General features: G+C 40.5%; 8 protein-coding genes and 1 pseudogene. 6 read left to right on the forward strand and 3 right to left on the reverse strand.

The window, feature by feature from the left end; translation table 11 throughout:
• Nucleotides 1-316 precede the first annotated feature (316 nt).
• The gene (locus EO93_RS02005) at nt 317-1,669 is read right to left on the reverse strand and encodes a carbon starvation protein A (RefSeq protein ID WP_200898070.1); all 1,353 of its coding nucleotides are present in this window, start codon (nt 1,667-1,669) and stop codon (nt 317-319) included.
• A 709-nt stretch (nt 1,670-2,378) separates the two neighbouring features.
• Between EO93_RS02005 and EO93_RS02010 the strand changes: the two genes are divergently transcribed.
• From EO93_RS02010 to EO93_RS16425, 3 genes are all read left to right on the forward strand, one after another.
• Nucleotides 2,379-3,644 (forward strand): ABC transporter substrate-binding protein, encoded by a 1,266-nt coding sequence (locus tag EO93_RS02010; RefSeq protein WP_048160924.1) that lies wholly within the window; start codon nt 2,379-2,381, stop codon nt 3,642-3,644.
• A gap of 268 nt (nt 3,645-3,912) precedes the next feature.
• Entirely contained in the window at nt 3,913-4,857 is a 945-nt protein-coding gene (locus tag EO93_RS02015; protein ID WP_052735360.1) for a cache domain-containing protein, read from the forward strand.
• A gap of 640 nt (nt 4,858-5,497) precedes the next feature.
• Entirely contained in the window at nt 5,498-6,124 is a 627-nt protein-coding gene (locus tag EO93_RS16425) for a cysteine hydrolase (RefSeq protein WP_052733448.1), read from the forward strand.
• A gap of 762 nt (nt 6,125-6,886) precedes the next feature.
• Here EO93_RS16425 and EO93_RS02025 read toward each other — a convergent pair.
• The gene (locus tag EO93_RS02025) at nt 6,887-7,318 is read right to left on the reverse strand and encodes a PKD domain-containing protein (RefSeq protein WP_048160926.1); all 432 of its coding nucleotides are present in this window, start codon (nt 7,316-7,318) and stop codon (nt 6,887-6,889) included.
• 523 nt (nt 7,319-7,841) lie between these two features.
• On the reverse strand, nt 7,842-7,994 hold the full coding sequence (locus EO93_RS17170; RefSeq protein WP_156161207.1) for a hypothetical protein: 153 nt from the start codon (nt 7,992-7,994) through the stop codon (nt 7,842-7,844).
• A 295-nt stretch (nt 7,995-8,289) separates the two neighbouring features.
• Here EO93_RS17170 and EO93_RS02030 point away from each other — a divergent pair, with 295 nt between their 5' ends.
• From EO93_RS02030 to EO93_RS02040, 3 genes and pseudogenes are all read left to right on the forward strand, one after another.
• Entirely contained in the window at nt 8,290-9,459 is a 1,170-nt protein-coding gene (locus EO93_RS02030; RefSeq protein WP_052735362.1) for a DEAD/DEAH box helicase, read from the forward strand.
• Between the two features lie 575 nt (nt 9,460-10,034).
• Nucleotides 10,035-10,268 (forward strand): annotated as a pseudogene (locus EO93_RS02035) (transposase); the annotation flags it as partial.
• Between the two features lie 395 nt (nt 10,269-10,663).
• Nucleotides 10,664-11,995 (forward strand): ATP-binding protein, encoded by a 1,332-nt coding sequence (locus tag EO93_RS02040; protein WP_048160930.1) that lies wholly within the window; start codon nt 10,664-10,666, stop codon nt 11,993-11,995.
• Nucleotides 11,996-12,684: the final 689 nt, after the last annotated feature.

Raw genomic sequence — 12,684 nt, forward strand, 5'->3', positions numbered from 1 at the left:
TGCACTCATTTATACTTATCTGTACTCCTTATTTTACCTAAGTTTCACATTTTTTTAAGTTTTATTTCCTGAAGGTTGTATTCCCATTCACTGGTCATCGGTTAAGGACTTTGAAGGCAATTTCCCAATATCTCTATGCAAAAATGGGGAAAATACTCTATATAAATACTATATATGGACTTTCTGACGGTCTAACTATCACAGTAATATACTGTTATCATATCCTCATTCAGCGCTCACTCACTGAGTAAAGCTAATGATAGAGATCTTTTCCTTAAAAAGGTGGCAAATAGAACACAAAAGGCGGCTGCACAGATCATTCCTGCCGGATATGAGATACTGCCTGGTAAGCCGAACCCCTCAGGAGCTTGTAGATGTATGTTGTTACCACTGCTGTCATAAATGTAGCCGGGATGGTAGCGATCCAGTGAAATTTGTCGTTATTTGACAAATATACCGCAGATGTCCAGAGAACTATGGTAGCCAATACCTGATTCGAGAACGCGAAGTAACGCCAGACTTTACTGAAGTCGATCAGGGTCAGACTGAACCCCATGGCAAATATTGGAAAAGCTATTATTAACCTGTTCTTTAAAGGTCTCTGGTCCAGGTTCATGGCATCAGCTATGGTCAGACGTGCACTCCTGAAGGCTGTATCTCCGGATGTGATGGGACAGGCAATAACTCCAAGGATAGCGAGAATTCCTCCTGCAGGTCCCAGCAAACCCAATGACACATTTTTTACCACCAGGGCAGCACCTCCTGTGGTAGTGATTTCACTCAGGCCGACTACTCCTCCCGGAAAGAAAGACATTGCAGCAGCAGCCCAGATAAGGGCGATAGCCCCCTCTGCTATCATGGCCCCGTAAAAAATACGCCTGCCATATTTTTCATTTGTTAGACACCGGGCCATTATTGGGGACTGGGTCGAGTGGAACCCGTTAACAGCTCCGCAGGCGATGGTTATGAAAAGCATAGGCCACAAAGGAAGGCCGTCAGGATGGAAACTCCTGAAGGCTATTTCAGGGATCTCATATCCTTTGATGAGAAGCATGGAGCCGATGCTTAATGCCATAATCAACAGGACAGCTCCGAATAAGGGATAGATACGGCTTATGATCTTGTCGATTGGAAAGACAGTGGCTGCGAAGTAATACAGGAGGATAAGGGCCAGCCAGAAATTCGGGTGGGCCAGAAGCCCTGTAAACCCCAGATTTGTCAGAAGTCCTGCCGGCCCGGACATAAACACCGTTCCTATAAGTATGAGCAAGATGACAGAGAACGCAATCATGGCAATCCTCGCCTGTCTGCCTAAATAGATCCCCACAATTTCTGAAACGCTTTTTCCCTCATGACGGATACTTAACATCTCGGAAAAATAATCATGCACTCCGCCTGCAAAAATACTGCCCAGGACGATCCACAGGAAAGCAGCAGGACCGTATAAAGCTCCCAGAATAGCGCCATATATGGGGCCCAGGCCAGCGATGTTGAGAAACTGGATGAGGAATATGCGGGACCAACCGAGGGGGACAAAATCAACCCCATCTTCCTGGGTGTATGCAGGTGTCCTTCGTGAGGGATCAGCTCCAAATACATTTTCGACAAACACACCATAAGAAAAATAACCTAGCACAAGAGCGACTAGAGAAAGCAGGAAACTTATCATATTATTTAAGAATGAAACTTTTTATTATTTGTTGGTTTCCCTTCAAAATTTTTAGCAGCAGTTTTAATAAATCTAATGCGTTTCTTATAGCACTCAGTCTTATAGTACTCAGGGAGTTAATCTTTTTAAAATAATTATGTTAAAATGAAATATAAAGTAGGATTTATACAGAGCTTGAGTTTTCTTAAATTAGTAATCAAAATTGCGCTGGTGCACCCCGCAGCAAGCTAGTGGATATTCGACTGAAATAAGAAATAATCAGGATCTTTTGCCTGATTTCTTGAGAATCAACCCTTTGACCCCCAAATTCAGGGGTAACAAAATCCGGTTTTTTGGTTTTCCCTATCAGGTAATGGCCGAACTCATTAACTTTTAAGAGTAAAAGGAATGGCCAGATAAACGTCCGCTAAAACCGAGTAAACTTGATCCATACAAACCTTACATACAAGATAAATACAGAACCTGTGGAGAATGGTTCAAGGCTCAGCTAAGATATAAAAAATGTGCAAAGTAAACCTTGTTGAGGAATAGCTCAGGGGAAAATTAAGGATTAGGTTAGTGGGGAGTTATTTGAGGCATATCAACGGCTGTAGACGTAAAAGTGAGAGGAAATGAGGAGAAGTACTTCATTTAATGACCTCGAAATACAAACAGTTAACAATACAAATATATAAATAGAGATATAGGCCATAAATTTACTTTGATGTTAATGAAAAGAACAGCATGTGCTTTAATGGGTATATTACTTATAGCAACTCTCTGGTCGGGTTGTATTGAATCAACCGGAAAGGCTACCAGTGAATCTGAGGATATAACCATAGGAGCAGTTTTGCCGCTTACAGGAAACCTTGCTTCTATAGGAGAAGCAAGCCAGACAGCACTTGAAGTATCAGCCGAGGATATCAACAGCTATTTCTCAGGCCTTGGTTCCGGAAAGAACGTAGAAATAATTGTAAAGGATACCAAAAGTGATCCTGAGACAGCTCTGGAACAGCTCAAGGAACTTGATGAAATGGGGATAAAGATGGTTATCGGCCCGCAGTCAAGCAATGAGGCAGAAGCTGTCATGGAGTATGCAACCCGGAATGGCATCATCCTTCTGAGTACTGCATCAACAGCTCCATCTTTAGCGATCCCTGACGATAACCTGTTCAGGCTTGTACCTGACGACACCAACCAGGGAATGGTGCTGGCTAAGCTGATGACTGATGAGGGGATAAGTACTGTAATCCCCATGTACAGGAATGACCTGTGGGGTAACGGACTCGCTGATGAGGTCGAGAAGAGTTTTGAGGCTCTTAACGGCACAGTGCTTGAGGGAGTTACATATGAAACCAAAAACTCAAACCTTTCCGCAGAAGTAGAGGCACTCAATGATAAAGTAGTAGCAGCCACTTCAGAACACGAGGAGGGATCCATAGCTGTGCTTCTTTGTTCCTATGGAGAAGTAACAGAGATCTTTACTTTGGCCCGGAATTATCCTGCCCTGTCAGAGGTCAACTGGTATGGCACTGATGGCGTGGCGCTGAACAGGGGACTGATCAGTGATGATAATGCAACCGGTTTTGCTGCAGCAACCAATCTCAAGGCGCCGATATACGGATACGTGAAAGCGAATGACCTATATCAGGTGATTGGACCAAAAATCGAAGAACGACTTGGAAGAGTTCCTGAGTCTTATGCATTGACCGCGTATGACGCTCTCTGGATAGCTACATTTGTTAATCTGGATTCCATTCCGAATAATGATGAAAGTGTAAAAATGGCAATGGATACCATTACAGAAAAAAATTATGGAATTAGCGGATGGACAATACTCAATGAGAACGGAGACAGAGAATACTGGAACTATGACATCTGGACAGTCACAGAAGGAAATGGAAGTTACCAGTGGGAACTTTACGGCAAGGTATTCCTGCCATACAAGAATAACATGTTTATTATGCGGGGTGAAGAACTAACATTTCTTAAATAACCTGACTTTGCCAGTCAGGCAAAAATAAGTGCTCTTTGTTTTGTGTTATTCGGTCCAATGAATATACACACAAAACAGAGAGCATCACCTACAATTCCTAAAAAAAATATATGTGTCCCTATCGGATCGATTCTTGCTGTCCGATCTTTTTATGAAAACAAGCTGGATGAACGGTATCTGGTGGAAACGTATCTGGTGGAAACGTATCTGGTGGAAACTAACATTTTAGCATTTAATTTTTAATTTTTAATTTGACAGGTGTTACAATATGAATCATTTTAAAAATGTACTTTGTGTTCTGTTCATCACTGTTCTCTTGCTGGCAGTTTCCGGCTGTGTGCAATCAGAAAAAACAGTTGTTATTGAACAGAAAGGTGTTATTGAACAGAAAGGTGTTATTGAACAGAAAGAACAAACAATTGAAGAAAATCAGACCGACCTGTTAGCCCAGAAAGAGTATACAATGTCCCAGGTCAATGCAGCTATTGACCTGATAGAGGAAAAAGGAGAGCTTGCATTTCCCGATTTCAGAGAAAAAGACAGCCAGTGGTATCATAATGATTCCTACATCACAGTCTGGAAAACTGAAGGAATACGTATTGTCTTCCCTCCAAAAACAAGCGGTGAGGGCGAGAATGTGAGCGATCTTAAAGACTACAACGGCAAACCGTTAGGCAGGATGCTCATAGACACTGCTTTAAGCGAAGAAGGCGAGGGATGGGTCAATTATGACTGGCCAAAACCAGGTGAGACAGAACCTTCAAAGAAGTGCACATTCGTCAAGAGAACTTCTATCGATAACCAGACATACCTTGTTCATTCCGGCTTTTACGTAGATGACTACATCTATAACAAAAACTTTGAAGACATTGAAGATATCAACTACTTTGGAGACGCAACCGTTAGAAATCTGATCAACCCGAATAGAGTTGAAATGGATCTGGACCTGGATTACAGCATTGCACATTTTCTAGTTAAACCAGGTGATCCCCTTGCTTCCCTCATTATGAAGAACCCGGAAACATATTATGTTCTTGAGGGTGAAGGCATGCTCTACATAGAAGATGTACCATTTGAACTGAAAAAAGGAAAACTTGTCCTCGTACCTGCAAACGCAAAGCAATACATAGAGAATACCGGAGATGTTGACCTTGAGTTCCTGGCCATAAACCAGCCTGCATGGGAATCGGCTAACGAGGTAATTCTGGAGTGATTTTTCACTCCACTTTTTTAAAAAGATTCCACATTTATGAAGAATTACTGTCAACAAAAAACGAATCCATGAGTGATTATCTAACGTTTAACCGATAACGTATGTAATTCACTTTACTTTTTGATACCGAAGGTCTATGAAGGTTGATAGTTTTTATCCGGGTGCTCGGAAATGCTTTTCTCTCAGGACTAAAATGTGGAGATTTAATTCATGCCTCGGGATAAAAGTTAATACGGAAATTAATTTCAATCCATTGTAGAGGCTCTGCGTGCTTTGTAGGATACCATACTCAGAGGGTTTTGCCTCTGAATTGCTGCAACTTGATTGAAAGAATCGGATATTAAATTTGATTCAAAGGAATTCAGGGGTTAGAATCTCATCCCTCGCACTAAATTAAGGGGATATATGCAACGTTGAAAAAGTGTACGCTATTTTTTGAGGCTAGAATTCTATAAAATAGGGACTAATTTATTAATCCATTCAAATAAAATAATATTCATCGTGAAAAATGATTTCTTTTTCTTCATTTCAAATTAGTAATAAAGTTTAGTAAAAATAATTCAAAAATTATATTTTTTTACAAACCAACGTTACTATGTATACAATATTTGTACATTATTTTATTTTAGGGGGTGCATTAATGACGAAGATTAATGGAAATAGTACTGCATTCATCATTGTGGATGCACAGAACTTTGTTCTTCATGAAAACGGGTTTGGTGCAGGTTGGGGTGCCTGGAAATTTGCTCAGGAAAAGGATATGGTGAAAAGAACTGCCAAAGCCATAGAAAGATTCAGGGCAGCAAAGATACCCGTAATCTTCGTTGTAATGGAGCTGCGGCCTCAGATATCACAGGCTCTGAATAACAACCTACCGAACATCGATTTCTGGAAACCCATTAAGGAAATGGACTTCACTCAAATAAGTCATGAAGAAGGAGAATTCCAGGGGAGGATCATAGATGAATTCAAGCCTCATCCGGAAGACCTCATAGTCGCCAAACACCATACAATGAGCGGTTTTCACAATACGGATCTCGACCGGATACTCATGGCCTTGCACTGCGATACCCTGCTCTTTGGAGGTGCTGTGACGAACCTCTGTGTTGAAGGTACGGTGAGGGGAGCTTTTGACAGGGGATATAATTGTGTTGTCCTGAGTGACTGCGTTGCTTCGATTAGCAAAGAGGCTCAGAACTTTGCTACAGATGTGATCTTCCCTATGTTAGGTAAGGTTTGTACTTCTGAGGAACTTGAAATATCATGAAGAAACGTATTGGGAGAAGTAAATGAAAAAACGTATTGGGAGAAGTAAAAATTAGCTGAGTGTTGAGTAGGTATTTTAGAAGAATTATGGTATGACTCTTGTGTTTCGGGATTGATGAGAGTATATGAAAGTCAAGCATTAGATCCACATATAAACAGAGAAAGGTTCAGAGAAGAATGGTTTGAATAAAAAGAGTAGATGGAAAAACAGTAAAAAGAGAAGGAAAATAAATCTTAACCGATGACCAATGAATTAGTTGTTATTATTCCTGAATGACCGTAAATTGCACCTCACATTCCTTCTTTCCACGCACCGCGATCTCCTTGAACCCGCCCGCGTAAGTAGATAATAATGAAATCATTAGCCGCGCCGGGAAGTCTGACCCCGGAATATCAACCAGATAGCTGGGAACGGCAAAAATTTTGGCTTCAGAAAAATTCCTGCAGGTCAGCAGGAAAGTGAAAGTATTCGGTTGAGCCGTTTAAAAGGCAAAAATAAAAAAATCGATTAATTCATTACGAGGCGTTTCATCCTCTCAGGAAGAAATTGAAAAAATGATTGATTAATACTTTCAGTCCGCTATATAACTTTAGGGGGGTAAATGCAAACAAATAGTAAGAAACATATCGCTAAATTAATCTCGCGTTAGATGATTGCGATTTTAAACAAAAAAAGAATTTAATTAATATAAAGAATGATTTATAAAAAATTGAAGGGGTAAGTCAACTTTTAACTTTTTCAAATCATTTAATAACAACAGTCTTATGCTTTAATTATAATTGTCTTATGAACCCACAACAATCCATTATAACCAGTGCACCTGATAGTCAGACCACTAATATAATAACCAGTCTTTGGAAACTTATGTACCGGATTTTTTAGTTGTGGAGTAATTTTTGTTCCTGAGAGAGAAGTTCCATCTCCAAAGTCCCATCTGATATAGGTCTCTCTACCTCTTGAAAGATCCTTAAATTGTACTATTCGTGGATCAGTACTTGAAGCGGCTACTGCTGTATAATCAATGGAATTACCTCCACCGGTTAGACGTTGTGTTGCAGGGGGAGTTCCTGCACCAAGAGGAGTTTTGTATATAGTAAGTGATGCAGAGGCTGCTGTGGACAATAAAGTCAACACCATTAATGCGGTGAAAATAGATACTGTTATTTTCCATATAGACTTTCTATTATTTTTCATTTTATTTCTCCTGTTTTTTTTCTTAGTTTGGGCCGGGAACACCCGTAATCAAAAATAGTAGAGACAGTTAACATATAAACATACTTATATTCTTGAGACCAAATAAAAAACGCGATGCAAATTTAAAACTTTATAAAGCTTTATTTTTGTCTCTAAAACATTATAACACTCTAAATTAATTAAAGAATGTTCTCAATTGTTACAAGTTTAAAAATAAGGATTGTGAGAGGGTTATATAAGTATAGATCTTAAGACAGTTCTTTATTTCCAGAAAGAATCGACGCGTCTGTTGAAAATCAGCTTTGACCCCTTGACTTTAAAACTTAACTCCCCTTAAGCCTTAACCTGACCCCAAAACCAGTTTTTCCCCTGCCTTAACCCGCTCCAAAACGTGTTTGTTAAGGGTGAAAGACATATGGGTGAAAGGCATATCACTTTTTATTTTCCTGTTTCTTGCCTGGGCTGGTTCCTGGCATAGCTATGCTGTCCCAAAGCCGGTCCGCTTAGAGCCTGTCTTCTTCGGTTAAGGGGGTGCCTGACTGAAGATTACACCTTCGCAGGTCGCTATAAACCGCCGCCGGGGGTCATATGGGTGCAGATCTATGCCTTCCCCGTCCGGTTCTGCCATTCTGGGCCACATCTTATCCATTGCAGCCTGATATTCTTCGTAAGTCATGCCATCCGGGTCTACTCATTTGGGGTCGAACCTTTGGAAGAACAATGAATGCTGGGTAATCACATCATCAAAATAGGCAAAAGTATAAAGGGAGAGTTCACCGTTATAAGCGATTACTAACATTTAAGCAGTAAATTAATCTAAACTTTTCTGAAGTTGTGCTTATAGCTCTTAATTGTTTTTGATATATCATAAATATATAAATATGAAAAAGCAATTAAGTAGCTTTTTCAGACAAATCACGGAAAGTCTAACTATGAATAATTTTAAAAAACTAGGTCTCAGTAATGCTGTTTTGAAATCAATAAATGAACATGGTTTTGAAAACCCTACAGCAGTACAGGAAAAATCAATTCCCCTAATACTTGCTGGGGAAGATGTTATAGCCGGAGCCGCAACAGGTTCCGGAAAAACACTCGCATTTGCTTCCGGCATATTACAAAATTCCGAAAAAGGAAAAGGAATTCAGGCTTTGATCCTGACCCCTACAAGAGAACTGGCGGAGCAGGTGGCAAATTCGTTCAGGAAATTCTCAAAATACGACCCGTTAAATATCGTATCTATCTATGGCGGTGTAGGGATCAATCCACAAATTAAAGAATTAAAGAATGCCGAGGTTGTTGTGGGAACACCCGGTAGGCTACTTGATCATATCAGCAGAAATACTATCAAATTCAATAATGTGAAAACCCTTGTCCTTGATGAAGCAGACCAGATGTTTGATATGGGATTCAAACCGGATGTAGAAAAAATTATCAAGGAATGTCCTCAAAACAGGCAGACCCTTTTGTTCTCTGCAACCATTACAAAAGATATTGTCCAGCTTTCCCGCAAGCACATGGAAAACCCGGTTCGAGTATCAGTAGAGTCTTATATCGACCCGCAAAAATTGAATCAGGTCGTTTATAAAGTACAGGATGACATGAAATTATCTCTGCTCGTGTATCTTCTACAAAATGAAAAGTCAAACCTCGGGATGGTTTTCTGCAACACAAAAAGAAACACTGAAAAAGTCGCAAAAAACCTGAGAAAATCAGGTATCAATGCCGTGGCAATTCATGGCGGATTGACACAGAACGAACGAACTCGCATAATGGAAAAATTCCATGCCGGAAACATAGGTGTCCTTGTATGCACAGATGTAGCCGGAAGAGGACTTGATATACAGGGTGTTTCCCATGTTTACAATTATGATATTCCCAGGGAGAGTAAACAGTATATTCACAGGATTGGAAGAACTGCACGAGCAGGGACAGAAGGAAAAGCAATAAATATCCTTTCCAAAAATGACCATGCTAATTTCATGAGTGTGCTGAAAGACAATCATGTAGATATTAAGGAACAGACACTACCTGCTCTGAAGAAGATTGTAATTGAAAGACCGGAAATAAGATTGCCAAAGCCGGTAAATAGGATGAACAACCCCTCCAGAAAAGGTCAGAAACCCAGGCACAAAAACTATTAAACACCGTTCGTCTGTGCATTGCATTATAACTAGCCATTGATCGATTGGCATCTGCAGGAGCAATGGACTGCTCCTGCAAAAACCCAGGCACGAGAATAAGAACGACGACCAGTTCGTGCCACTACGATGTCAACGCGCCGAATTATAAAATAGGGTTTTGAGTTTCCAGCCGGTGGTGGATACAATTTTCCTTTAGGTTTAATTCCAGGCGCTCCCTGTTTAATTAGGTTTTATTATTCCTGAATGACCGTAAATTGCATCTCTCGTTCTTTCTTTCCACGCGCCGCGCTCCGCTTGAACCCGCCTGCGTACAGTAGATAAAAGAGAAATAATTAGCCGCGCTGGGAAGTCTGATCCCGGAATCTCAACCAGGTATCTGGATTCTACATTTATAAAGAATTACTGTCAACAAAAAACGAATCCAGAAGTGATTATCTAACGTTTAACCGATAACGTATGTAATTCACTTTACTTTTTGATACCGAAGGTCTGTGAAGATTGATAGTTTTTATCAGGATGCGCGGAAATGTTTTTTTTATTTCCACCATGGCTTATTATTCTCAATGCTTTCTAGAAAACCGATTCTGAGATTCCTCAATAACCTGAGAGTTTCGTTTGATAACAATCAAGCAGAGCGAGACATCAGAATGATGAAGCTACAACAAAAAATTTCGGGAACTTTCAGAAGCATAGAAGGAGCGGTAGCTTTCTGCAGAATTAGGGCATACATATCCTCAATTAAAAAGAATGGCATGAGTGTAATGGATGCTATTCTAGCGGTGCTCAACGGAGCGCCGCTATTATCCTGAGAATTGCAGCATTTTGCTGAAAAAACATACTTTTTTATTAGTGGCTGAATAGTTACAAAATAAAAGGGAAAACTGAACTTCTAAATCCCATTATTATTTATTCCCTATGTTCCTTTTCTCCTTTTTTATCCTCTCAAGCAAAACCTCCGTTGTCTCATAATCCCTGCCTTCTCTTCTTGCAATCTCAGCCTCTGTCTCAACAAGTTTCCCTGAAAATGCCTTTGCAAGAATGGACTGCCTGATTTATTCCATTTATCTCTCGCTACTTGTTTATCTCTCGCTACTTACATCTAAAATGTAATTTCATAAATTTATCGTCTATACACGACAAAATAAGCAAATTTTATCGATTATACTAGATAAGTATATAAATAAGAAATTCCTGATTATTCTTTGTGGATACAAGGGAGAAACTAAAAAGTGCCATTATCGAGTGGCAGGGAAGAGTATTACCACCATTGCAGAAACGCAGGTATGAGGCAAACATAGATGCTCCGCATGTAAATGACATAGTGGGTGTGAGGAGATGCGGCAAAACATACTATATGTATCAAATGATATCGGAATTGGTTGAGGGTGGCGTGCCAAAGAGCAATATATTGTACCTGAATCTTGATGATGACCGCTTGCAGCCGTTAAATGGGGATGAACTGCAGCTGCTGGTAGAAACTTTCAGGGAAATTCAGGAGGTATCCGCAGGAGACCGTTTGTATCTTTTCCTTGATGAAATCCAGAACTTCTCGTCATGGGAACGGTGGGTTAAAGGCATCTACGATAGAAAACAGAATGTAAAGTTAGTAATAAGCGGCTCGAATGCATCCCTGCTTTCACAGGAGATTTCCACCTTATTAACAGGCAGGCATCTGAGCACCAGGATGTTCCCTTTCAGTTTTGCAGAATTCCTGGATTACCATTCAATAACCTTTGATATGAAAACACTCCCTTACTCGGAAGACAGGCCGGTTGTCAAGCGCAGATTCAACGAATACCTGGAAAAAGGAGGATTCCCCGAAACCATAGTCTATCCGTCAGTGCAGCACCGGGAAATCCTGCAGTCATACTTTGACGACATCATCTACCGGGACATCATTTCAAGATACGGCATACGTAATCCCCTGATATTCAAGGACCTGGCGCTATTCTGCATATCGAATATTGCAAAACCGCATACCTACAACTCTCTTAGAAGGCTGTTTGCCAGTTACTCCTCCCTCAGCACGGATGCGATAATCAATTATATTGCATACCTTGAGGATGCATTCCTGCTCTTCAGCGTCAACCATTACGACGAATCCCTAAAACAACAGATAAACAAACCCAGGAAATTATATTGTATCGACACAGGCATGATCAATGCCGTTTCCTTCAAACTTTCCTCCAATACCGGGAGATTATACGAGAACCTTGTTTTCATCCAGCTTTTACACTCCGGTAACGAAATATACTACTGGCAGGACCAGAAGGGCCTTGAGGTTGATTTTGTAACAAGGGAAGGACTTAAACCCACCCGATTGATACAGGTCTGCTCGGATTTGTCTGACCCGAAAACAAAAGAACGCGAGGTGAAAGGCCTGCTGGCCGGGATGAAGAACTTCAAGATGAAAGAAGGAACTATCATCACATCGGATGTCTTTGACGAGGAGCTTGTTGATGGGAAGAGGATAAGGTATTTACCGTTGTGGTACTGGTTGCTTGAGGGAGATGGTGGGGAGAAGAGTGGTCATTAAGTGCCCGCAACGAAATAACCTAGGTAACGCATAATTATTTTGGGATTTAATAGAGGAGCTTGCTTGTGAAAATGGTTGAGTACAGTCTAAAAAGTTGCCTATGTTATTTCGCGGTGGGTCCTAACTCAACAAGAGACTTCGATTTGACTGGATATCTTGAGCATGGTTCAATTACGAGACATAAACACTTGACGAAAATCGGTGTTAAATTCTACTCTTTTATTCTCTGGAAGCAGGTTAATGTTAACTTCCTATTCTTCTTACTACTCTCCTAAAAACCTCAAATCCCACTCCAAGACTCGATTGACTCAAAGCCACGACGAATTATAAAATAAGGTTTTGAGTTTCCAGCCGGTGGTGGATACAATTTTCCTTTAGGTTTAATTCCAGGTGCTCCCTGTTTAATTAGGTTTTATTATTCATGAATGCCCGTAAATTGCATTTCTCGTTCTTTCTTTTCATCCGCCCCGCCCCGCTTGAACCCACCTGCGTACAGTAGATAAAAACAAAATCATTAGCCGCGCTGGGAAGTCTGACCTCGGAATATCAACCATGTAGCCGGGGACGGCAAAAATTTTGGCTTCAGAAAAATTCCTGCAGGTCAGCAGGAAAGTGAAAGTATTCGGTTGAGCCGTTTAAAAGGCAAAAATAAAAAAATCGATTAATTCATTATGGGGCGTTTCATCTTC

This window comes from Methanosarcina sp. 1.H.A.2.2, from assembly GCF_000979975.1.
Taxonomy (GTDB): Archaea; Halobacteriota; Methanosarcinia; order Methanosarcinales; family Methanosarcinaceae; genus Methanosarcina.